General features: G+C 32.0%; 15 protein-coding genes. 4 read left to right on the top strand and 11 right to left on the bottom strand.

Annotation, left to right across the window (positions count from 1 at the left end):
- Nucleotides 1–159: 159 nt before the first annotated feature.
- Both ICJ83_RS10325 and ICJ83_RS10320 read right to left on the bottom strand, forming a co-directional pair.
- On the bottom strand, nucleotides 160–1,293 hold the full coding sequence (locus tag ICJ83_RS10325) for a type II secretion system F family protein (RefSeq protein ID WP_188230320.1): 1,134 nt from the start codon (nucleotides 1,291–1,293) through the stop codon (nucleotides 160–162).
- A gap of 133 nt (nucleotides 1,294–1,426) precedes the next feature.
- Nucleotides 1,427–2,607 (bottom strand): IS3 family transposase gene (locus tag ICJ83_RS10320; RefSeq protein ID WP_188230319.1). Its coding sequence is split into 2 segments (ribosomal slippage): nucleotides 1,427–2,352 and nucleotides 2,352–2,607, totalling 1,182 coding nucleotides; the frame shifts between segments, so codons are not numbered across the junction.
- 105 nt (nucleotides 2,608–2,712) lie between these two features.
- On the opposite strand from ICJ83_RS10320, the gene ICJ83_RS10315 reads away from it, so the two are divergent.
- Genes ICJ83_RS10315 through ICJ83_RS10300 form a run of 4 tightly spaced genes read left to right on the top strand, consistent with a single transcriptional unit; the run spans nucleotide 2,713 to nucleotide 10,399 of the window.
- On the top strand, nucleotides 2,713–3,447 hold the full coding sequence (locus ICJ83_RS10315) for a hypothetical protein (protein ID WP_188230318.1): 735 nt from the start codon (nucleotides 2,713–2,715) through the stop codon (nucleotides 3,445–3,447).
- Nucleotides 3,448–3,450: 3 nt separating this feature from the next.
- Complete coding sequence (locus ICJ83_RS10310; RefSeq protein WP_188230317.1) at nucleotides 3,451–6,753, top strand: dsDNA nuclease domain-containing protein; 3,303 nt, start codon at nucleotides 3,451–3,453, stop codon at nucleotides 6,751–6,753.
- Between the two features lie 23 nt (nucleotides 6,754–6,776).
- A complete protein-coding gene (locus tag ICJ83_RS10305) occupies nucleotides 6,777–9,320 on the top strand; it encodes a sacsin N-terminal ATP-binding-like domain-containing protein (RefSeq protein WP_188230316.1) in 2,544 nt (847 codons plus the stop codon).
- Between the two features lie 2 nt (nucleotides 9,321–9,322).
- Nucleotides 9,323–10,399 (top strand): AlbA family DNA-binding domain-containing protein, encoded by a 1,077-nt coding sequence (locus ICJ83_RS10300; RefSeq protein ID WP_188230315.1) that lies wholly within the window; start codon nucleotides 9,323–9,325, stop codon nucleotides 10,397–10,399.
- 851 nt (nucleotides 10,400–11,250) lie between these two features.
- Here ICJ83_RS10300 and ICJ83_RS10295 read toward each other — a convergent pair.
- From ICJ83_RS10295 to ICJ83_RS10255, 9 genes are all read right to left on the bottom strand, one after another.
- A complete protein-coding gene (locus tag ICJ83_RS10295; protein ID WP_188230314.1) occupies nucleotides 11,251–12,105 on the bottom strand; it encodes a DUF7281 domain-containing protein in 855 nt (284 codons plus the stop codon).
- Nucleotides 12,105–15,803, bottom strand: a complete 3,699-nt coding sequence (locus ICJ83_RS10290) for an ATP-binding protein (RefSeq protein ID WP_188230313.1) — start codon at nucleotides 15,801–15,803, stop codon at nucleotides 12,105–12,107. Before ICJ83_RS10290 ends, ICJ83_RS10295 begins: the two co-directional genes overlap by 1 nt.
- A complete protein-coding gene (locus ICJ83_RS10285) occupies nucleotides 15,787–16,359 on the bottom strand; it encodes a condensin complex protein MksE (protein ID WP_188230312.1) in 573 nt (190 codons plus the stop codon). The genes ICJ83_RS10290 and ICJ83_RS10285 overlap by 17 nt, the downstream gene beginning before the upstream one ends.
- Before the next feature lie 4 nt (nucleotides 16,360–16,363).
- A complete protein-coding gene (locus ICJ83_RS10280) occupies nucleotides 16,364–17,560 on the bottom strand; it encodes a hypothetical protein (protein WP_188230311.1) in 1,197 nt (398 codons plus the stop codon).
- Nucleotides 17,561–17,596: 36 nt separating this feature from the next.
- The gene (locus ICJ83_RS10275; protein WP_188230310.1) at nucleotides 17,597–18,997 is read right to left on the bottom strand and encodes a 5-methylcytosine restriction system specificity protein McrC; all 1,401 of its coding nucleotides are present in this window, start codon (nucleotides 18,995–18,997) and stop codon (nucleotides 17,597–17,599) included.
- A gap of 1 nt (nucleotide 18,998) precedes the next feature.
- Nucleotides 18,999–21,110 (bottom strand): McrB family protein, encoded by a 2,112-nt coding sequence (locus tag ICJ83_RS10270; RefSeq protein WP_223154720.1) that lies wholly within the window; start codon nucleotides 21,108–21,110, stop codon nucleotides 18,999–19,001.
- Between the two features lie 103 nt (nucleotides 21,111–21,213).
- A complete protein-coding gene (locus ICJ83_RS10265) occupies nucleotides 21,214–22,122 on the bottom strand; it encodes a hypothetical protein (protein WP_188230309.1) in 909 nt (302 codons plus the stop codon).
- 56 nt (nucleotides 22,123–22,178) lie between these two features.
- Complete coding sequence (locus ICJ83_RS10260; RefSeq protein WP_188230308.1) at nucleotides 22,179–23,849, bottom strand: DUF6035 family protein; 1,671 nt, start codon at nucleotides 23,847–23,849, stop codon at nucleotides 22,179–22,181.
- A 685-nt stretch (nucleotides 23,850–24,534) separates the two neighbouring features.
- Complete coding sequence (locus ICJ83_RS10255) at nucleotides 24,535–25,818, bottom strand: site-specific integrase (RefSeq protein ID WP_188230307.1); 1,284 nt, start codon at nucleotides 25,816–25,818, stop codon at nucleotides 24,535–24,537.
- Nucleotides 25,819–25,875 lie beyond the last annotated feature (57 nt).

Below are 25,875 nucleotides of genomic sequence, written 5' to 3'. Positions count from 1 at the left end.
ATCCAATAAAAATGTAATCAATAAAATTGGCCTAACTTTAAAACCTACTTATTTTCATTAATTTAATAGGCCCCTAAAAGACAATCTAGATTCTTAAGAGTTGAATTAATGATAATCTATCAATAATTGAATTTTAATTAAAAAGAACACTAATTAAATCTATCCCAAAACATTACTTAATTTAAACATCGGTAAATACATGGCTATTAAAATCACACCAACAAAAACACCCACTATTAAAATGATAAAAGGTTCCATTACTGTGGTCATAACCTTTGATTGTTGTTGTACTTGATTATTATACTGCATGTTTAATCTGTTAAATATAAACTCTGTTTGATTCGTTTCTTCTGCTACCTTTACAAGAGCGACCATTTTATCGTCAAAAAGTTTATGTTGTTTCAAACTATAACTTAAGGATTCTCCTTTTAGAATATTACGCTCTACTGTTTCTAAGGCTTCTTGCAACGGATAAAACATAATCATTTGTTTTACGAGTTGGATACTGTTTACAAGTGGTACTTTTGAAGCTACTAGCAAAGAAACAGCTTGAGTGAATTGTGACAAATAAATAAGTTTTACAAAATGTCCTATAAATGGGATTTTCAAAACAAATGTTCCTTTGAACTCATTAAACCAACTTTTTTTATTAAATAAAGATTTTAAAGCAAAAAGTAACACAATTAACACTAAGAAACACCATCCATAGTCTCCCATAAAATCAGATATTCCAATAATAAATTTTGTGATAATTGGAAGTTCTACCTTCTGTTGTCTAAAAATATCTTGAAACATTGGCACCACATAACGTAACATGAAAATAACAACCAAAATAGCTGTGGTTAAAATTATCATAGGATATGAAAGCGCACTAATAAGGTTTCTTTTTTGCTCATTTTTCTTTGCAAAAAAACTACCTAGTTGTTCTGACACTAACGCCAACGTTCCTGTTTCTTCTCCAATTTTTATAGAATAATATTCATATTTTGAAAATTGATTTTTTACGCTAAGCGTTTCAGATAAAGATTGCCCTGAAATAACATCATTTAAAATATCTGACAATAAGGTCTTATTATATGCTTTCTTTTGTGAGCTTAAAATAAGCTCAAGAGCTTCTTTTAATGTTATTCCTGCATTTAAAAGAACACTTAACTCCGTATAAAAATCTTCCTTTACTTTATTTGAGAACACCTTATTAAATACATGAATCTCCCTTTTTAAAAAAGAACCATTTTGCTTATCGGTTTCTTGTCTTGATTCTATGTTGGTTACACTATCTAATTTAAATGCCATTATTCATAAATATTGCAGCATCATTATGCTTATAAACAAAAAGTTGTTGGCTTTGAAATCCTTCAGTCATTTCTAATTTCAAAGCATCAACATTTTGGACTTGCAACAAAAAACTGGACAAATAGTTGAATGACTACGCTGCTAGTTTAAGGTTATACATGTCTAATTCAAATTCTCTTATAGTTCTATTTCCTAAAAAGGAATGTCTTCTTCTATTATTGTACCAGGTTTCTATCCATCCAAAGATTGATAACTCCGCTTCAGATCTCAACTTATAATTGTGCCTATAAACCCATTCTACCTTTAATGATTTAAAGAACGATTCTGCAACGGCATTATCCCAACAATTACCTTTTCTGCTCATAGATTGGTTTACTAAGCCATTGTAACTTTTAATTAATGAGGTAAACTTATGGCTGGCATATTGTATACCTCGGTCGGAATGAAAAATTAAAGGCTGGGTTAAAGTTGTTTTCTTTACAGCCATATGCCAAGCCTTAATAATAGTGTCTTCTGTACTTAGGTTATCGCTTAGAGCCCATCCAACAACTTTGCGGTTAAACAAATCAATAATTACAGTAAGGTATAACCAACCTTGTTTGGTTTTGATATAGGTAATATCGCTTACCCAAACTTGATTCTGTCTGCTTACTTCAAAGTTTTGGTTTAACAAATTAGGTGCTATTGGGTAATTATGTTTACTATCTGTGGTTGCTTTAAACTTACGTTTTCGTTTTGCAAACAAATAATTAGCACTCATAATACGCGCCACTCTGGGCTTTGATATTTTGTAGCCTAATGTCTCCAACTCTGTTTTTATTCTGGGTGAACCATAGCTATCAAAACTATCTTTAAATATAGATTTAATAAGCGTAGTTATTTTTTGATTTTCTAACCATAATTTACTTGGTCCTGATTGTAGCCAATGGTAATAACCGCTTTTGCTTACCTTTAATATTTGACACATCGTCTCGACAGGAAATCTCATAAGGTGTTGCTTTATAAACCTGTATTTTTCTTGTCGCTCGCGGAGAAGATGCTGATGGCCTTTTTTAAGATGTCTCGTTCTAACTCGGCTTCTTTTAATGCCTTTTTCAATCGAGATATCTCTTTTTCTTCATCGGTCATTTTAGGATTACCACGGCCAGGGAAACTGTTGTTACCGTAATCTTTTAACTCCCTACGCCAACGGTAAAGTACTGATGGAAATATATCCAAGTCTTCACATACTTGTTTTACATTGCCTTTGGCATAACTTAACTCGACTGCTTTTTGTTTAAATTCTAAGGTGTAATGTTTAGATTTTCTTCTCATAATTGCTAAGATAAAAACTAACTAACATTTTCTCTCATCTTTATGTCCAGTCTAATATAGGAAGTCCAATTACTTAAAAATGTTGAAAAAGAAGATAAATTCTTTTTGGCTCATTGTTGTGCTCTTAAACATAATAAGTTTCTAATTGAGTTTGAAGCTGTTTGCAAAACTGATTCGGAAACTGCTTTAGGTTCTGATATATTAAAAAAAATTCAGCAATCTTTATATCAATCCTTCAAGTATTTTAGCAATATTGGGCATATTTATAATCAAATTTATGCACTGACCATCCTTTTGGAAACCTTTGAATTAACGAATAATAAAATAAAAAAAGGTGAAGTCATTAGAGCTCTTAATTCTTATGTTGAGCGATATAACAATCCTGAATTAAAAAGGAAGATAGATTTTACTATTTCAGGAGGAACATTTGCCAATTATATGCTTGAAAAAATTGAAAAAATCAAGCAAATTGAAAAAGAAGTTCAGCAAATGAGAGCAGAACTAATTTTATTAGATAAAAAAGAAAAGAACAAAAAATACCCCATCAAAAATTGTAATGTGATTCATGTTTTTCCAGCAGGATATTTTCAAATTCCTAAGAATAAAAGAAGAAAGTGTTTTGAAATATTGAAAATTAATAGGGAAGTGGAAAACAGGCTTAATTGGTTTTTCAATGAAGGTATAATTCCAGTTATCAATTCGTATTCTATTGAGATTATATCTGAAGGCTATGGAGAGGGAAATTTGGAATATAAGGGGATTGAAAGTTATAGAAATATGTCCAGAATTAGAAAAGCATTTTTTGAAAATAAGTTCTATAAAACAAATATTGAATTTTAACGGATGGAGACTAATAAGTTATTTATTTTTTCAAAAGATACAGATGCGTATTTAGCTCAAAGAGGGTATAATTATCAAACTCTTAAAACCCTTGAAACCTGGACAGAAAATTATCTAAATAAAATAAAGGAAGATATTTATTGCGAATATGAAGAAGATATTTTTCAGAAGAACCCTTTACTAAAAGAAGCAAAATTCAGACAGATAAAACTCTATTCAAGTAACTTTTCATTTAATAGTGATGAGGTTCAAAAGTGTATTTTTCACTTCTTCATGCTTCATATTAAATCAGACTACACAGACTTCAATAAGGAGTTTGTTTTTGAAACGAATACAGATATTTCAAGAAACTATACTGGGAACGATGCTGACTTACTACGAGAATGGAATGAAAATCAAGATAATATTTCTCCAGAAAAACTTACTAATTATGCCGAAAAAGTAAAAGATATTGTAACTGCAAAAATCAGCCAATTATCTGAGAAATTGAAACAAACTATTACAGAAGAAGAAATTGAAGAAGCTAAAGAAATATTCTCAAACTTGGATGATTCTTTTTGGTTAGAGTTTACAAAATTAATTAAGTGGAAGTTCATCTGCATTAGTCCAGATATTGAATATAGTAATGTTAAAGAAAGAATTGAATCTCTAATACTTCAACTTCCGTTTTCAGAAGTTATTGGAGAAAGATTACATGAATTTTATGGAGTTTTACTCGAAAAGGTATTTACAACATCAGTTAATGAAGAGGTTGAAGGTAGAAAATTAACGACATCCTTATTTGAAAAAACTATTTTAGATATTGGCGACACGGATGACAAATGGTACTCTAAAAAATTCAGGTATTATGAACGTTTAAATGAAATAGAATCATTTAGGATTGGAGAGTTTTATGAAATTTTAGACCTAATTAATTACTGCCGAAGAAAAAAATATTTACATATCCATAAAGATAAATGGAATTCTCTTTTAGAGTATTATACAAAAAACGCATCTATAAATCCTATTCTCCGTAGAAAAGCAATCTATGAACTCATTTTTCTTAACCTAAATTTTCACGAAGTAGACTTTGAGAAATTGAAAGATAGAGAACGTCCCGATGGAAGTTTAAAAGGGTTTGAAAATGAGATAATATATTACTTTCAAGATTTTAAAGAGTTTCAAAGCACAAAAGAACTTGAAAATGCACAAAATATTCTGAATTTAGTTTTTCCTGCTGTTATGCAAGAGCAAGATGAAATAAGCGAAGAAGAGTTAAAAAAATGGGTAGTACAGCTCTACAAGGAAGTTAATTCAAGATTAAATACCGTTACGGACAAAAACGAAAAATGTAGTCTTCTTGAACAAAAGGGAAACTTTTTGCAACTAATAAATAAACTACGTCCAAATAAAAATAACCATGAATTTATACAATATTTTTATGAGATTTTAGACCTTTTAGATGACGCTCCTTTATTTCCTGTTTCACAATTTGGGGAAAGACTGGATAAGTATATTAAAATTTATATCAATGTAGACCCAGAGGATAATGATGGAACAATAAAGGTCTTAGAAGAGTTTTCTGAAAAACTGTTTCCTTATGTCGAAAAGCGGGAAGGGAAATTACAATTAGCAAAAAAACAAGTTCAAAGAGGAATACAGTATCTAAACCAAAAAGGACAACCTTTCCTAATGTTGAAAGCATTAGATTACTTTCATAAAGCTAAAATGAACTATCAGCATGAAGATAGTATGGAGGGTTATGTGTTAGCCCTACTCAATATAGGTCAACTATATAATGCCTTAGGAATGCACTACGCAGCGAAATATTATGTTTTAGGTGCATTTAGAGTTAGCATAAATAAAGAATTGACAAAGCGAATAGAGACTAGCTTAGCAATGTTATTTTATTGCGATTTCAAACAAGGAGCATGGTTTAATGCAATTGACCGTTATGATAAATACATTATTTTTCGAGATTCTTTAAATTTAGAAAGAGATGATTATGATGAAGAAGGAAAGATAACTCAAAGAGTTTCCCTTATTCTTTATACCATGCAAAGAAAGTTCAATCAATACAAATATTTTATTGATGATTTTTTGAGGTATTTAGATTACATAGGCTCAGATATAATTTTACCAATATTCAGTTTTCTTGAAAAAGAATTTAAAAATGAGAAAGATTTTGAAAGACTTCTCGAAGGAGAGTTTGATGACGTACCAATTAATGATATAGGAAAAACTAGAGAAGTTTCTTTTTATGCTTTAGGTTCTTTATGGAAGTTCAATTTTTCAAATGATTATAAAACCACTTCAATAGCAGAAGAGTTTATTGCAAACGCTCAGATATTATTTGCCGAGATTGCTCTTTTTGAATATGATTTTCATTTACTTAAAACGGAAATTGAGATTGAATTGGAATTATCAAACGAATATAAAGAGCCTATTCAGTTAGCTTCAAATGAAATTGTAAAAAGGAAGGTTTTTATCTCATTTTTTGATTCTAAAGACCTTGTTGAAGCCAATAAACACACGGTAGTCAATACTGTTTCCATAAAGTATGTTTTAGACTCGATTAGCCTATTAAAACATGAGGTTTTCCTGGAACAATTTTTCAAGTTTATAAAGAACAGAGAATTAGACAATAAGCAAATATCGGTAAACATATATCAAAGAATACATAGAGACATTTATTTAGAAGAAGATTTTGACATTTTCAAAAAAGAAGATTATCAAAAAGAAGACTTAGGCTTATCTTTCATTAAAGAGAATCATTTTATGAAATGGAATAATTCTATTAGTCATTTATATAATCAGGAAGATTCTTTGGAAGCAATTATGAACAGATATATCAATTCCAAAAAGCCAACACATAGAACCCTAGATACGATAAAAAATAGGTCTGAATTTCATGCAATGATAAATAAGTTCAGAAGTGAAGATTGGAGAGATTGGCAAATAGTATCAAATATAATGAACTTCATAACCAATTATAAACTCCAACGCTTTGAAAGAGATAAACTAGAAAGTATTAATGATGATACCAAACTTATGGAAGCATATCAAAGTCTTAAGAAAAAATATATTGAAATGGATGAAAATGATTGTTATGTCTATTTTCCAATTGAAGCATTTGAAACTGATGATTTCGAAGGTCAATTTAAGGTTATCATAATAGGTGTATTAGATAGATATGGGTTAGAATGCAAATTTCAAACACCTCCATTTGATGCTATTAGAGAATTTTTGAATATCAAGTTCAATTTTAATGTTGATGAAGTGGAAGAATTAAATCCATTCAAGGATGTTCCTTTTGAAACGGCATAGGTTGAAAAAACAGAAGCAAACCAATGATAAAATCACTCGAAGAAGGTAGAAAAGAAGACGGGAATCGTTCCATAGCAGACAAAATCATAAAACGATTACATGATTTAGATAAAACCGTAGAATATAATCAAGGTAGGTGGGCATGGGAATTATTACAGAACGCTAAAGATAGTACTGCAAAAGATGAAGACCACAAAATCTCTGTGCAAATAATATTGGACGAAAACCAAGTAGAATTTAAACACAATGGTATTCATTTCACAGAACATGATATTAGAGGGCTGATAAACCAAATCTCATCAAAAGAAGCTGAGGAGGGGGAACAAACTAGGAAAACAGGTCGATTTGGCACAGGATTCTTGACCACTCATTTACTATCTCGTACAGTTCAAATTAAAGGGATTCTTGAAGCTGAAAGCGGTCAGTTTTATAATTTTCAATTTACTTTAGATAGAGAGGGAGAAAAAATAAAAGACCTTTCTCCAAAAATTGAAATGGCTTGGAATGGATTTCAGGAGTCCGTAACAGAGATAGAAGACTTTAGTTTGTATAACAAAAATGATTTTAACACGTCTTTTGTTTACTCACTAAAGAATGAAGAACAAAAGCAAATTGCACAAATTGGGATAAATGAGTTCGTTAAATTATTACCTTATGTATTAGCATTCATTCCCAAAATCGAGTGCGTAAGGATTATTGATAATAGAGAAATAACAGAAGTCATTTTCCAAAATAGTACATCAAAAATTGATGACTTTATTACACCTATTACTCGAAAAGAAGACGGAACAGAATCTATTATTCATATTTTAGAATATTCAGGAGAGAGAACGTCAATTGCCTGTCAAGTAGAAAAAGAAGAAGATATTTATTCCTTTACAAGTGTTGAAACTTTACCCAAACTCTTTTGTGATTTCCCTCTAATCGGAACTGAAAATTTTAATTTCCCAATTGTTGTTAATAGTTTTGATTTTAATCCCTTAACTGAGAGAAACGGTATTTGGCTCAAAAAAGAAAATGATGATGAGGTTGCTGAAAACCAAAACTTATTGCTTGAAGCCTATCAACTTTATAAGGATTTAATGGAGAAACTATCAGAGAGTACCTATTCCCAATTTTACAATGTGATAGAAACTAAAATCCCAAATGTGGACTATCTTAATAAGGAATGGTTTCAGAAAGAAATACAAACTCCTATGAGAGAGTTTTTGATGGATTTAAGTATTGTAGAATTAGAGAATGATAATAAAAAAGCAATCAAAGATATTTGGTTTCCTTTGAAGGAGTATTCCAAAGATGTAAAAAGAAAACTATGGAAATATAATTATGATTTGTTTCCTGAGTGTGTACCTAAAGAGAAACATCTTATTGGTTGGAGTAATAAATCATGGAGTAATTGGAAAAGTTTAAGTTATGAAGAACTGGCGAAGGATTTACAAAGGCAAAAAAATATTGATGAATTAAAGACATCACTTGAAGAAGACGAAAGAAAGACTTTTGAGTGGTTAAATGAAGTTCGAGAATTTCTGTTACAAGAAGAATCGAACAAACTCCTTTTTGATAAATACGCTATAACCCCAAGTCGAAACGGAGAGTTTAAAACAACTTCTGAATTATTCATAGACAAAATTAAGGATAAAGAGTTAATTAAAATACTGAGACTGTTAGGCGAAGACTGGAATGATATTTTAATAAATAAAAGTATAGCAAACGGGCGTTATCATATTAAAGAAAAGAAGGATATAGCTAGTCAGATTACACTAAAAGTTAATAATCCATCACGAAAGGATGAAAATTATAATAAAGCAATTATTCTTCTTTCAGAATGGTTTGAGAACAATAACCCTGATGAAATTAAACATTTATTTTCTGACTTATATCGAAAAAAAGCTGAATTGTTTATGAATACAATTCTTGATAAGGAAAGCCTCTATCGTATAATGAAAAGTGATACAGACTTGTCCAAAGTAGCAAAAGCAATTGATGATAATCCGCATTTGTTGGATAATATAGAAAGTTCTGAACAATTAAAATCCTTACTTACAGAATATGATTTAAAAGATATATCCGAATTAAGGAATATTATTGAAGCATCTAATAATAGAGTTTTTATTCAAAAATCGGAACTTACCCAAGAAGATTTGGCAGGATTAGGGATAACATCATTAGAAGACTTAGAAGAGGCGTTAAAGGATAAAGACCTTTCTAGTATGTTCCATGAGTCCAATAATAATGTAAATGCTTTTTTATATGCTGAAAAATTAATTTCAAGAGCAAAGCAAAGAATCATTGAACATTTGGAGACGTTGGATGAATATGATTGTAGTGAAATAGATACTGATATTTCAAAGACTTCAATTGGTGGAATAAAGAAAAATGGACAAGAAATATTTATTGTAACTCGTCCATCAGACAATAACTTTATCATTGTGTATTATGGATCTGAGAAAGATATTCTTGATTATGAAAATGCTGAATTATGGGTAGATAATGGAATTGATACCCCTAAAAGAATAACTCTTGGCAGAGTCTTAAAAAATACAGGAATAAACAAAATCCCAGTTTGAAAATGAATATTGAAAAAGATATAAGAGAAATTCTTGATAACAGAACTCCCGAAAACAATAAAGTTGAATATAAAGCAGTCTTACCTCCTGCAAAGAATATCGCAAGGTTAATAAGTTCTTTTGCTAATTCCGAAGGAGGGTATATTATTCTTGGTGTTTCGGACAGCTTAGGATTAATTGGGTTAAGTCAAGATTTTCACGCAAATAGTATAACTCATAAAGCCTTAGATTTACTTTCTCCTAGTCCAAAAGTGGAGTATCAATATGTCAATTATAATGACATAAGTTTGTATGTTATTGGAATTGAAAAATCAGATACTGTAATTAAATTAGAAGGAAAGATTTATAAGCGTATTGGGGATTCTTCTGTTTTAAAAAATCCACAGCAATTAGACTTTAAGGCTAATGGCTTTGAACGAATAAAAACGATTAGCCAACAATTAGATGATTACAAAACTAATGCAACCAATTCCAAGATAAAACTTATTGAACATTATCAGAGTATTTTAAAAGTAATGGATGACTTACAAATTATACTATACCCAAAGACTCCAGATGAACCAACTACAAATCAAGAAGGAAAAATTCTATCTCGTATTTTGTACTCTTCATTTGCTGATAATTTTGAAACCTATTTATCTGACTTATTATATGAGATTTTCTTAGCAGACCCAATAACTTTAAAATCTAAACAAACAGTTACTATTGAAGACGTTTTGAACTGTTCAGACCTCCAAGAATTTATTAAATATTGGGCTGTTCAAAAGATTGCAAAACTTCAAAAAGGTAGTGTAAAAGGATTCGTGAAAGACAACAAACAAATTAGTAGCCTAAATGTATTTGATAACACGAAAATTGAAGAGGTTGAATTATTACTACAAATAAGACACCTTTACACCCATAGAAACGGAATAATAGATGAAAAGTTTCTGAAACATTATAACGGAGATTTTAAACTTAATGAGGAACACAGAATGTCGATAAGTGAGATATGTAATAAATTAGATTATTTCTCTTGGTTAGTGAATGAATTAGATAATTCTGCTATTGAAAAATACAATCTGGCCATTTATGAATAATCCATTGAATTAATTCTGTACATTGAATAGTAATCCTAGGGGCAAAGTCGAATTGCTAATTGCAATACTTCATTTATCTCAAAATGAAAACCATTAATATACATTGGCGGTTCAACATCGTCCTGCAAACAGGTAGCACAGGTAACCATCAAGGATTTTGCCAGACACAGCATTTCAAAATGATTTTCAAATTCAAGCTTGCGAAATAGAAACTCCCGCTCTACACTACGGATTGGCTCTTTTACTATTTAATTGTGATAACTGTTAAGATTTTCTTCTTTTATATTTTGTAGAAAAGTCGAAAGCTCATAATTAAACCATGACTTAACCTCCTAGGTAAATTGCCCTAATTTTTGTGATAGTTGCTCGATATCCTGTTTGCCTATATCATAGCTATTGGTATACCTAGCAGATGAATAGGCATCGTCCAATAAATCAAGCCATTTACTCTCAAACTCAGATTCTATATGAAAGGCTCCTTCGCGTTTGTTTATTTAATACATAGGTTTGATGACTCTTGATACTGTGGGATATCTTGGTCTTGCCACATATGAATCGTTCTATAATTCTATACCCCTGTTCAAAGGTTTGGTGTGCCATAAATGCACTTTGAGGTAGTTGTTTTTGCCCTGAAAATAATGAAACCCTTTTTTAAATGCCTTCATTCTGGATATATACCCCTTAAAATCCTTCTTGATATTTTCAAACAGTTTGGCTAATTCCACTTCTGGCAAAGCCATTATTTGATTATCCTCATTCGCTTTGAAAACAAGGTCTTTTTCATGGCAATAATTTAGAAAGATAGATTGCCTTGTTGGACTTGGCTGTACGCATAACTCTATAAAAAAAGACTAATTCTTTTTTATATAATATTCCTGATCAAGTCCCTTTTTCATTAAATGGATTACTCTAATTAATTCCAAAAGTTTTACTTCTTTAATCTCATTAATTTTAAAATTTATCCTTTGCTTATTATACCGCACCCTATTTCCTTTATTCTCAATATCATCAATAATATTTTCCGGAACAAAAAAAGATGCTTTTTTTGAGAGATGCCTTTTATACTCATTCATATAAATCCCGATTCCCGCCATATCAAAGTCTCCAAAATGCAGATAATCATTCGGAATTGACTTCATCCATTTAATAAAATCCTTATTTTGATTCTGAGGATAACGAGATACAAACAATGGGGTCATAGTTTCAAAAAGATAGGACTGTTTATTTATATCACTAAAATTTTTAGCATTCTCTACACCTACAACGGTAATTTCTTTAGGTATTTTAAATGTTTCATAATCATATATAAAAGTAAAGCTTCCAGGTAAAGGATTTATAACAAATCGTTCGTTATTTAATTCTGCAACAATCGGAGTATAGCTATTCACCAAAAAACCTTTAAAAGCCCTTTCCTTTGATTTCTTGGAATCGGTGGTAATTTTAACCAAATCGGCCCGAGTGGAGCTCTTTTCTTCCAAGGCAGAAATATAGTCGCCTAAGTCATCAATTTGCAGTTGATTAGCCAAATAATTCTTTAATGCTTCCTTATTAATAAGCCCTATAACCTTACGGTGTTTTCCTTTTCTGAAAAGTATATTTTCGAAAACCAAATCATCAATAAGCTTAGCTTTTACAGAGCTGGAAGGAATAGATTCCCCGTCCATCATAAGAACTAATAATCTGGCTATTTTTAAAGATAACTGCATTAATTCAATACTTTAGAATTTACTTTTACTAAGCGGTTTACTTTGGTAATATACTTTTTCTTATCCGCAATGGATTGTTCTTTAGCTAACTTATAGGTGTATTTATAATCAGTAGCATTTTGGCTGGTTGGAGATCCATTGATCAAAAGGATGTTTCTCTCATTTGCAAACCTTAAAATCCCACGAACATTGTTTGGGTGTAACTTTCCTATTTCGTCCATCATACAATGCAATTTAAATTCTTTGAATTTTCTTGAAGCATTGTCCTTAAACACATTCAACAGTAAGATATTGATCATCGCTTTTACCAATATATCCGTTCCTTCACTCCCAACATTCGAGAGTTTTTCCACCCATCCAGAATCATTATCATTTTCGACTATCCGAAATTCCAGATCGAAGGATTCCGACAAGGTTAAAATTGGTGTTTTTGTTCTTTCTAACTCCTCTACCAATTGCTTTAATAATTCAACCGCTTTCTGGTTCTTTGAATTACTATCAGCGGATGTAAACAGATTAGTTTCCCCTAAAACGAGGCTATTTTCATCATTGAATTCCTTTATTCTTATCAACAATTTTACGATAGGATTGGAACTCTTCTGAGTACGCATTTCCATTTCTTTAATAGCCTGAACAAAGTTTCTGGTTAGAAAATCCTTATTAATTTTATCGATGATTTTTTCTATTTCAGCTTCTTTAGAGTTAAGCTCCGCTGTTTCTCTCCCTATCAACTGAATAATATTAGCAAAACGTTCATTAACCCGTTTTTCATACTCATGTATTTTATCCTCTTCAATAAATTCCTTTAACTCAGAAGCAAAATTCAGATACTCATCATCCCCACTGAGCTTTACCTTAAAACTAAAAATATTATACTCATTGAAATTTCCTGTAAAAGCATTAGTGGCAAATTGCAATTCTTTAAAACACTCTATCCCTTTGTAATATTTTCCTTTGAGTTCAGAAATAATTCCAATTGCGGTTTTAGGATTTTCTTTCTCTTTATTTGCTTGTAAAAAAATGCTTTGAATGGAACTAAACACTTCCGAACCCTTAAATTGTTCAAATTCTTTTAAATCCCTTTCAAAATCTTCTAATTTAGATTTTATAAATCCGACACTTTCTTCCTGATTGATACATTTAGCTGCTTCCTTTTCTAATTCAGTTTTATGCTCCTCTTTGATGATGACCTGACTTTTCTCCAAACTGACTTTTTCAGCTTTTAGCAGAGGAACCTTGTCAAAAATCTCTCTTTTGTCTTTTTTATATTCAATCTCTATAGTTTGGTTTTTTTCGATAAAATCCAAATGATCTTTAACCTCATTTAAACCTATATCAATTTCATCAAGCCTTTTGGTATCAGCTCCTTTAGTATCAAGCTCACCATTTTGCTGCTTTTTAAGCTCTTCAATACGCTTTTCTGATATTGTTTTACTCTCAGTAACCGAAGTGTTAATGCTTTTTATTTTTTCATCTTTTGCCTTCTCAACCGCTGTAATCTCATTATCTCTTTCGTTTTCTTTTATCGTTATTTTTCGCTTTATCCCTTTCTCTATACGCACCAGATTTTCCTTTGCTCTTTGTTTATCTGATGCCAGTACTTCCAATTCATTTTCTAACTCTGATAAAGCCCTGTCTTTCTCCTGTTTAGACTTAGCAAGCCATTCATTTAAAGCTACTTTATTTTTCTTTAGCTTTTCTTCACTTTGTCCTAAGTTATATTCATTTTCGGAAATCGCTTCCTTTAACTGTTTGATTTGCTTATTAAACTTATTCTTCAACTTCTGTAAATCATCCTTCTTAGTCGAATTAAGCTGTTGTATATTTTCATCTGCTATCTTAATTTGACCATTATAAAACTTAATGTCCTCAAAATAATCTTTTACCGTTTTGATGCTGGTATTTAACGCGTTCAGGTTTAATTCAACACCAAATAAAGTTGTTGTTTCACCATGAACTAACCTTGGGGTTAGTTCTGAATTAAAAAGTACATGTTCCTGATCGATTACCTTACCTATGGTTTTCTCCCAATCCGGATAATTACTATTTAACCAGCCATAAAGTGACGATTCGCTCTGTTTGATTTTAGTTTCAATCTTTTGAATTTCTTCGACACTGCTTTTGCGCTTTACAGTTTCTTTTTCAATGGCTGTTTCGAAACTCCTTTCCACCCCTTTTTGTTCCAAATCCCATTCTTTCCTGGTAGTTGATATTATGTTTTTAAAATTTGAAATACTGCTTTTCGCTTCAGAAATACTATTATTCAGCGTAGTTGTCTGAGTATTGCATTCTTCTATCTCTTCCTTAAAAAACACCTGATACTTCAACTCGGCCTTCTTGTTCTTAACTCTATTTTCCTTTTCAGAGATTGTACGCAACTCATTATCGGCAATGTCCTTTTCAGCTTTATGATCCGAATTAATTTGGTTAATTAACTCCTGATAGACATTAGTAATGGTCACTTTGTTTTCAGTAAAAGTAGCATTAAGGCTATTAATTTCAGCCTTCTGGTTATTTACAAATTCCTGCTGCTTAATTTGAACATTGGAAATAAGCACTTCATATTTCTTACTTATTTCAGAAAATTGTGCTGTCAATAGGTTCTTCTCATCATTCAGAGATTTCTGTTCATTTAACAGTGTTTCCTTTTGGGCTACTTTTTCAATTATTTCATTTATTTTCAGGTTATCATACCTACCCTGTTTATTTTTTGCTTCTGTAAGTTTTTCTGAAATCGAATGAAGTTTGAATTCTAAGTCCTTCTCTTTTTTTTGGTGTCGGGCAGTTAGCTTTTCCTTTTGCTCTAATAATTTTTCTAAAACCTCTTTTTCTCTTGTATAACTGGATGATAAAACAGGATTTTGGTCTTCAATAAGTTTGATTCTGAAAGCCAGTTCATGGGCAAGATCTTCCTTTTCCCGTTTGAGAAAATTAAATATCCGGTAATTATTGATTACCTTTTCTGCCTGAGCTCTGATAAGTATTTGTCCGTTTTTATTTTCCTTAAACCATATTTTGATATCGTTAATTTGGCTTTCAAAATCCCGTAAATGATTTTTGGCGTAATTTTCAATATCTATTACAAATTCATCCTCATTCAGGGAATTTATTATAGTATCCTTTATGAACTTTGCTTCTAAATTTGAGTTCAGGAATACATTTTGAATGGTCCTTGGTATATTTTGAAATTGCTTACTCTCAGTAATTGCATATTTTTTATATTCTGATCTAAAAGCCTTATTGTCACCATAAATGATTTTACGAAAATCTTCATAACTGGTCACAAGCGGTGTATAATAAATGCTTTTTCCAAAGGCATTCCTAATATTCTCCCAACTTTCATAAGCCCTGTTGTTCTGATCAATAAACAACTCCCTTTTATAGCCCGAATCAAAGAACCTGAAGGCAACTTTACCATTTACCCTATAAGCCAACACACAGAAAGGGATTCCGTCTCTGAGAACTTCATAAATAACATATGAATTCTGATAGCCAAAATAATAATCATCAAATCCCTTCTTCTCCCTTGGGATACCCAATTTCGTTTTATTGGCATTATAAAAAAACAAAATTGCACGGAGCAGGGTGCTTTTCCCAACCCCCTGTGTACCGATTAAATGGACATTACCGTCTAACTCTATTTCGGCATATCTTACTGAAGCACTGTTTATAAATACTATTTTATTCAGGTATCTCATTTTCTATTTCTTCCGGGATATTAATGGTTAGAATCAGATCTTTTAAATAGTTAAAAGAAGTAAGGACTTTATAGGTTTCTGATATCTCATTCTCAAGAGTTATAAAATTATCCTTTTCGAGTTTCTCAATTATTTTCTTAACTCTATCGGTGTAATTCTTTTTATCGGTTCCTACCTTTTTAAAACCTTCCAGTTTGGACTTTAGGTCCGCATTGTTCTTTAACTGGTTAACAACATCAGCTGGAGAAAAGCGAAAACCAACATCAAAAGCACTATCAAAAGTTTTAAAAAAATCAAGGATATCAATCCACTCAAATGCCCTCTCCAATTTTCTATCCAATTCGGCATTTTTCTCAGTCCTGCTAAAGCAAAAGAATTCATTACCCTGTTCCAATACGTAGTTAATCTGATAAAAATACTCGTATAAATCCTCAAAAGTATCTTCGTCATCCAAAACTTTAAATAATTTTTGAATATGGGCATCAGGACTGTTTGAACAGATAAACTGTCCCCTTTTTAATACCTCGAATATATCTGATGTGTGTGTTGTTCTCATAATTCTATTTTGTTACTACTGTTGCATATTCTACTCCATTGATGGTTTTAAAATCGTTTTTTATTTCCAGTTCCTGCTCGTAAAGTGAAATAACCTGACAAAAAATAGTAACCCTTTCGTTAAAGTCTACTTCCTTTAAAAAATCGTAATTCAAAATAAAGTTAAACAAGTCATCACTGGTAGCTACAAAACGGTTTCTAATCTCCTCATAATTTATCATCACTTCCTCTTCAATAGTATTTTCAAGGTATTCGTTTGAGATACTATCCGCCAATTCCGGTTTGATTAATTTCCGTCCCCTATAGTTCTTTGCAATTCGTTTTATTGCCTCAAAAGCTCTTTCATTATTCCTTAAATAATCTATTGAAAGTTTGATAGGTTCCACACTCCTTGTTTCAAAAACAACCTGACTCTTTTTACCTAAAACCTTCTTAATATCCGTTTCTGCTTCTATAACAAAATGGTCTTTAAGGTATTTTAATTTTCGCAACTTCTCCAAAAACTTACCATGAATTTTGATTTGGTTTAGATAATCAATAATCTGTTTCTCTATCTCAATAAGGTTATGAGAACATTCTACCAACTGATACTTTAATTCGGTAATAATCCTATCCAATTCCTCATCCATCGCTCTGTTATAAAAGGTAACTTCCTTTTCATCTATAAGTACAGAGGTTTGGTTTATAAGATTTTTTATAACGGTTCTCTTATCATCAAGATGCTCCAGCTTTAACCGCTTGTTTTTGTAATTGGATTCGTTTTTAAAAGTGTTTTCAATGTTTCGTCTTAAATCAATTGTACATTTTATGGTGATAACACCTATTTTACGAAATGTCTTTTTTATAAAGCGTAAATACCCATATCTCCTGTTATCATTATTCTCATTTAAAAAGTATGCGATATTTTCTTCTATCCCCCTAATATTTTCATTAATATAGGATAAATTGATTTCCTCATTGACATCCAGTACCTGTTCAAAAAATTCTAAAAAAAGATCATCCAGCTCCAAAATTCCACCATGTTCCCTTACTACTGATCTTTCTATTAAAAAATCAATTCTACTTTCATTATAATCAACCAACTCCAAGGCGTCACTTAACCTATAATCAATAGACTTCCGTTTACTGAACATTTCAGCAATTAATTTGGACTCCCTATCCAGGGTTACCACCAATTCTTTTATATCGTTAAAAGTATTCATGATCTCAATTTAGGGCTAAGAATATTTCGCATGCTTTCATATCTTGTCTTCTATTCGGTTTGAAATTCGTTTTACAAATTCATTTTCACTCTCAAAGAGTTCTTCCATTGTCTGGCCGGGATGAATATAAACCCCGTCTATTATAAAGCAAACGGTATTACTTTTATTTCCATATAAGCTTTCATCATAAGAATTATCCTTGTATACTTTCTTTGACAAAGGATAAATCAATCCGCTTGCCAGCAGGGCATTCTGATAATAACCGGAATACGAATGTATCTGGTGCAGGTCTTCCCTGTCCACATCTCCATTTCTCATTTCCATACTTTTGAACTTTGCATCGAAAACAATAACTTTCCCATTCATCTTATGTTTCATCACCAAATCAGGAAACATGGACCTACGATAAAACTGTGTCTGGTAAATCGGTATTTCTTCCTGCCCCTGTACATACCAGTCCTGAAAATTTCTGCTTAAGAGCTTTTCCAGATAGAGTTCATACAATTCTGCTATATCAAAAAGATAACCCGTTGTCGCTAAATGTGAATTTTCACTATCCGGCATCAAATCCTTATTCAGTAAGATTATCTCTGCATATTCCAAAACTTTTTTAAAATGACTGTACATGGGGTTACTGACTGCCTGATGTGTTTTGGCTTTTTGTATTGTTTGGTAATTTACAAAACGTCCGGAATATTGTTGTTTTAATAATTGCTCCACTCCCAGTAATCTACTGTGGATTTCTTTACCGAAAAGACTTTCTAATTTTTTCAAAGCAAGGTAAAGCACATCAACAATCTCCTGAATATACATTCGTGCTCTAAAAACTGTTGTTAGTTTCCCCTGAAACGGAATATCTCTTTTAAGGTATTCATTAAGATCTATACTTCCTCTTACTTTACTACTTCTTTCACGATGTCTCTGATATTGTTGTGGCAGACCTAAAACAGCCGCCTTTTCCAATGACTGGATAAATAAATGGGCAATAATAAACAAAAACTGGTTTTCTGTTTTATCCTGTTTGGCATTGACATGTTCATTATCAACATAAATATCATTTACAAAATTAAGCATACGTCTTAAAAACGTATTACCATACCTTGTTGTAATATTGATTTTACAACCCTTATGAAAAAATACTCCCGCATACAATCCCGTCTGTATTATGTATTCCTTTTCCAGCCCTGTCTTTTCTTTGGAATACAATTTCAGTATTAAACGCTCCTGATCCGTTTCAAAGAGTCGATTTCGTTTAAAATGAAATATTTTAACCTGTTCGAGTTGCCCGGCACCCAGTTTTAATTCATAAACGGAAGAAAAGACCTGTTTCAAATGCCTGACACCTGACTTATTAACATTAAAAGCCCTGGCCAATTCCGACTCTCTAATTGGTCTTTCTTCGTAAAAATTATGGTTTACAGGGATACTTATTCTCATATTATCTCATTGCATCTTTAAATCTGCTTAATGCTTCATTCAACCTGTTGTCCAATTCACTTTCGGCAAAAACAGCACGTAAATACTCATTAAGTGTAGGGCGCAAATGCAAATCGAATAAAACACCTGCATTGTTTGACGTAATTTCTTTGCGTTTTGCTATGTGGCTTATTTTCATGAAAAATGAATGCCCAAATTCATAGGATTTTCCCAATCCTAAATCTTCAGATATATAATTATTTAACTTTTCACAAGCTTTTATATATTGATCCATGTTGATAAAATCGTCTTTATCTTTAAACCGTGTATTTTCTTCAATTACATCATAATCACAGTCCTTTCTTATCCATTTAAACCTTCTGCGAAGTGCCAGATCAAAAGCATCGATACTTTTATCGACATCGTTCATCATGCCAATGAAGAATACATTTTTAGGGACACCAAATTTCACTTCTCCATTATCAATTGTATAAGCCAGATGCTGATATGCTTTCTCATCCTCTTTAATCAGGTCCTCAATAAGGGTAGCATATTGGGTTCTGATAAGGTTTTTACTATCATCCCCATTATGCCTATAGTCATTTTCCAAAAGCAATAAGGTCTCTCCGAATACTGTTGAAAGGTTAGCCCTGTTTATTTCATCCACGATGAAATAAAAATCCTTTTCCGGACTTTTTTTTGCTTTAATACAAAAATTCTTAAAAACACCATTTACCAATTCAAAACGAATATTACCATCCTTTGAGACACCTTTAGGCTTTATTCCCTCTATAAAATCCTCATAAGTAAAAGAAGGATGAAACTGTAACACCTCGTATCGTGAACTATCCCCCTGACAGACAAAATCCAGGCTATTCACTACAGTATAGGTTTTACCGGTCCCCGGAGGACCATACATTATAACATTTGGATTATCTCTATCCGCAATAGCTTTTGAATTCACATAGGTCCACAAGAATCTTGATAATAAAATAAGTTCACCCCTATCATTATCGTTAACTTCCAACAGCTCTTTTGCAACGATACAGACCTGATGATTCTTTTCAAAATCATTCTCCGCATCACCATCAATAAATTCATTATATAGTTCATCTATCGGTTGTGAAGAATACATATAAAGGAAATCCTTAAGGCTATCCAAAACAGCTAATTTCATTAAAATCTGTTTGGCACTATAATTTGCCCCTCCCACTAACCGGATCTTTTCCAACGGATCAGACGCCATAACAATACTGCTTACTACTTCTTTCACAGTATCATTAAAGTAGGCCTCCGCCTCCTCTCTGTTGGCATTGGGTTTTCCTAAACTTTTGATAAAATAGTTCTGATTATCATTATTAAGCTTGACTTCAAAATTCTCTGCATTACCGGGTTTGGAAGAACCTAAAACAACCCGTGTAGTCCGCTCCAAAAAGTTACATAAATATCCTCCGGGCATTGTGGCTGTATGGCTTCCTAAAATATTGGTATATTCATCTAGACTTAGTGTATCATTAATAATCTTATCCTTATACAGGCTCCACTCATTGATTACACTTTCAATCTGTTGATTGTTGATATCCTTATTCTTCTCTTTTATCCCGTCCTTGAATTTACTCCAAAGCACCTTGATTTGAAATTGTCGGTCTTCTGATAATTTTATATTCTCCATTAATTGTTTGATAATTTGTTGATTCAATTCCGCAGATAGCAACCTGACAATTTCATGGTCCGCCTCCACCTCATTGGGTTTTAAATGATAAAGGGTAGCCGGCTGCCTTGACTCTCCCCATGTACTATTGTTAAAGTCAAGCCCCAACTGATTAAGACGTTCTTTTGGAATTGTAAATTTTAATTTTCGGTTTTGTGCCACATCAGGGGTTCCTTTCACGCGTTCATATTTTGCATGTGAATCCACAAAACCACATAAAAAGAATTTTTTATTGGAGTTTTGTCCCTGCGCAATAAGTATCACATCTCCAATACGTACTTCATTTTTAAATTTTTTTCCAAATTGATGCGTATCATCATAGCCTATAAAAGCTCGTTTTAAATTTTGTATGGAGTCCTTCCAATCAGTTTGATCGGCGCCGTTCATAACGTTAGGCGATAATATCCAATATTTTCTTTTCATTACTGTTAAATTCCTCCTGATTATGATTTCTTTAAAACATCCAATTTAATAAATACTGAGGCAATGAAATCGGAATCATTTGAAATTGGATATATAGCAGTAGTTATTTCCATATTTTTGGTATCAAATCAGCGATATGCTTCGGTTGGTTGGTTGTTTCTCCTGATTTATTTTCCTGCAGTTCAGATTTGGCCGTTATTCCTAAATTTATAGAGCCATCATCATTTTCCCAAACACTACAAAAATATTCAGTTCCTTCCTTTAAAACTATATCCTGATTAAAAACCACCCTCTTAAAAAAGTTTGGTTGTGATTCCTTTGTACGATTGAAGTGTTGGGGTATCTGAAAATTTAAGTCCGATTCAATTCTGATGGTTTCTAATGGATTTATTTTTAAGGCTTCTCTTAGTCCCGGAAGAAAGAAAAGTTCCCTAATTACCCCTTTTCCATAGCCTTCTCTACGAATATCTATGAGCGCCAAATTATCAAGTTTCTCAATTATAGGCCATGCGAATTCAAAATTCTGAGTTAAAAACTTTTTCCTAAACTCATAATAATTACCAAATTCTATAATCTTACGCAAGACATCAAATTCATCTTTTTCAAGTCGATTCCAAAATTTGTATTTAACTGCATAATTCATTCTGTGACTTTTTCGCTCAAAAGGGTTTTGGGCTTTTCGCAACTGTTCTTTTTGCTTAGAATTACATTCTTCACAGATGAATTTTTTATTTACGAGTTGTGACCGGGCAGTGGTCAGGCTTGTTACCGTAATTTCGATATCCACGGAACAGACCAAACATTTTTCCACGTGCAAAATGCTTTCGGAATTGGACTTTACGATCTTTGACAATGTTGAACTGCTTATACCAAACCTGTCAGACAGTATTTTAGGTGCTGTCACAAATTTACCATCTTCTATTTTCCAATATTCATTGATGATACTCCTATTTTCTTCCTGGCAGTATTCACTAAACCTTACTGATACGAAGGGATATTTTTTCTCACTCATTGTTATTATCTTTTTCCGAAAAGTGTATACTTTAATTTCACGAATTCATTCCCATATTAATCAGTTCTATCATTTAATTCGGGATATAAAAGACTAAAAAGCGGATCACAGTCAAAATTGGCTATCGGTCTTTCTTCATAAAATGCCCGTAGCTTTTTGTTAAAGGTACCCTTTTTATCCAATTGGATTAATTTCTCCCAAATACCATAGTGCTTAAATGCTATTTCTATGTAATCCCAATACTGCTTATAGGAATGAACAGCATTATTTGCAAAGGCAATCCATTGATTTTGTTGAAAGCCAAACCCAATAATTTCGTTTCTCTTTGCACTCTCAATTGTACAAATTAGATTTTGATGATCAAACAGCATATCTATCAGAGACTCATTATTAAGCTCATTGGATAAATGATAAAGTAATATATCAGCCTGTCTTTCCTTCTCCGATGAGCTCCAGCTTTCAATAAGAGTCTCGTCAGCCTCAGTAAAAACATATCCTCTTTTAAGAATTACTTTTGACAGGTATTTTCTGTGTTCTAATTCCTTATTATCCGCTAATGTCTGAAATAGGCTTTTCCCCTCTTTGGATTTTTTATTCACATCAATATCGAAAAAGTGACATTCGAGCATAAATTCCAAAAAAGAATAATGATTCCTTTTCGCCTTTGAAAACCATTTGTGAATTTTAGGCTGCCCATCTTCATCTTCAAAAGCTTTGGACTGCTTAAGCATCTTTAATTCGAAATCATTCAGTTTAAAAACCTTTTTCTTTACCGGGTTGAAGTAATTTGATTGATTTTGCCATAACAGCCTTAATTCATTTATTATGGCTTCAGTCTTTTCTTTAGCCTGAGTAATTTTTCTTGTTTTTATTCTCTCGGTTTCTGCCCTTTCTTCTTTTTCAATAATTTCAAGCCTTTCCTTTTCCTTTGCCTCCAAACTCTCCTGAAGATTAAAAAAATAAGTTTGGTATAATACCGTATCAAATTGCAATTGGGAGAGGTCGATTGATTTTTCAATCCACTTGGTCTTCAACCGGTTATTTTTTGTTAGAAAAGGAAGTTTATAAGTACAAAGCAATTTAAAACTATCTGTGCTTTCATCTAATTTAAAGAAGTTCTGATATTCTGTTAAATACTTTATATCCCGTTCTGTCTGGCTTTGCCCCTGAACATCAAAATTATCAAGTATCCATATCAGATACATCCCATTACGCCGGTAAAATTCGTATCGGTTAATGATGTATCTTAAAGACAGATCCGATAGTTGAATTTCAAAAACCAATTGTTTGTCCCTGTATTGGCAGGATACATCCGGTTTTCTCTTCTCACTACCCTCTATGATAAATTTTTCATCAATATTTATTGTTGAAACTCCATCTGTTTTCGATAACCTTTGACCTATTATATTTTTTAGTTCCTTATGCCTGTCACTCTCTTTTGATTTAAAAATTTTTACCAGAGCATCCATTTCCTTTGGAGAAAACTTTGAATCCTTTAATAAACAATCATCTGCATAAGGCTGATGCTTAAAATAAAGCCGGTCGTTCTTACTTGTAGATACATTAAGTTTTTGGGTACATTCACAACAGTATAATTCCACTTCATCCTTATGGAATTGTTTGCGGACCTCAAATCCGCTTTTTGCAGTTTCAAAAACCTCATTTGCTTCAAGAATTTCACCTGATATCTTATCAAAAGCTACCTTAATCGTTCTTTCAAATGACATGTTTTGAATATTATTTTTACTGGAATTAGCAGGAGTCTGATTAAGTCCTGATCTTTATGAAGTCTAAAAGTAAACTAAAAAGTAAAAATTTGCAATGAATAATCGTACAAATAAATTCCATATAGAAAAATCAGACTAACTATATCACACCTTTTCATTCGTAAATGCACAATAAATAATATTCCTCAAGGTATCATCAACCTGTTTTTTACCTGCTTCCTCATTAATATCAATCCCACAGCATTTGCTTCCGTTGGATTTGGCATGAAGTGACGAATAGTAGATTCCTCCCAGCATAAGGACTAAATTTGCCCTGAGGTTGACATTCGAATCTTTACGGTCATCTTCCCGAACTTCAAAAATCTTTTCTTTCACTTCTTCACGTTCATCGGATATTTTACAGATTAAAGGTTTACAAAGATTTTACACTCTTAGCCCAAACTAATGTTCTTTTTGAATTGATCATAACTATGATCATTCTGAATTATACCCATTTTTTTTAAGGTTACTTTATCGAATATCAGTATCTGTGTAAAGCCACTTCCTCTAACAAATTAAACAATGATAATACCTTCACTTATATTGCGTATTTGTTCGACGTTTTAAGCTTCCTAATATTGTAACTCTCAAACGTTAAATCACACTGAAATGTTTACGTTCAATTAGCCCTCAATATTAGTCTTATTTAAACAATACGCAATTGAACAGGGTCTTTTATTAGATCCGAAGTATACTTAACCTTTTCCCTATCTAACACAGCTTTCAATTTACCCATATCCTTACTAATTTTCTTCTCTATTACCCTAGCATATTTCTGTGTAGTAGACAATTTAGTGTGTCCCAAAAGTTTAGATACTGTTTCAAAGGGCACATCATTGAGCAGAGTAATTGTAGTTGCGAAGGTATGCCTGGCTACATGAAACGTTAAATGTTTATTAATACCAGCTAACTTAGCAATCGTCTTCAAATATTTATTAACCTTCTGATTGGAAATTACCGGTAAAAGCCTGTTTTGGTTAACTTGGTTTGGATATTGACTATAACGCTCTAAGATTTCGTTGGCTTGGGGCAATAAAGGCACTTTAACCGTAGTTTTAGTTTTCTTTCTTTTAATATCAATCCATAAATCACCATCAACACCTTCTACTATATCTCCTTTTTTGAGCAGTTCAACCTCGGTATAGGTTAATCCAGTATAGCAAGAAAACAAAAACAAATCTCTAACAAGAAGCAATCCTGATTCCTTCAGTTTAACAACCTTTAGTTTATTAAGTTCTTTTATTTCTAAAAAGGCACTATCATAATCATCATACTTTAAACCGTATAAATTAAAAGGGTTGGCAGTAAAACATCCAAACTTAACCGCAATGTTTACAAGCTTCTGAAACCTTTCCATATGCTTCATAACACCATTATTGTTTAAAGGCTGTGAAGATCGAAGAGGTTTACATGTTCTTAGGTAGTTTTCAAAATCTACAATAAAGAGATAATCTATAAATTGTAATTGAATATCCGAAGTCTTATATTGATGCTCAATAAACCGTTTAAGATACTTTTCTGTTGCTCCATAGTTTTTTAAGGTGCCTTGAGATAGTTTTGGAGCTTCAACCTCTTTGTGATACCTTATAATATCCGATAACTTTTCAAAGGTTTTGTCTTTTCCTAAATAACGAAGTTTAATTTTCTGAGAAGTAATCGGGCGACCTTCGCTATACAATTGTCTATGGCAATCCATTAAATCAGCATAAACATCATCTAAATACATGTTTATACTCTGCGAACCTTTAACTCTTGGATTAAGTCTTGAGGATTCTGAACACCAATGAGATTCAAAGGTCGTACGTTTAATACTGATGTCTGCTCCAACTCCATCCACACGAATACGTGCATAAATAGGAATTTGTCCGTCACTTTTGATTGCTGTCTTTTTAAGCCAAAAGCCAATACTGAATGATTTTGTGGTTTTCATTACATTTCACTTTAGTTAAACAATGATTAAAGTGAAAGTCAAATCTCTGGAAAGTCC

Origin of the sequence: Aestuariibaculum sediminum, assembly GCF_014596945.1 — a bacterium.
Classification (GTDB): domain Bacteria; phylum Bacteroidota; class Bacteroidia; order Flavobacteriales; family Flavobacteriaceae; genus Aestuariibaculum; species Aestuariibaculum sediminum.
This window is presented reverse-complemented; position numbering and strand designations above follow the sequence as displayed.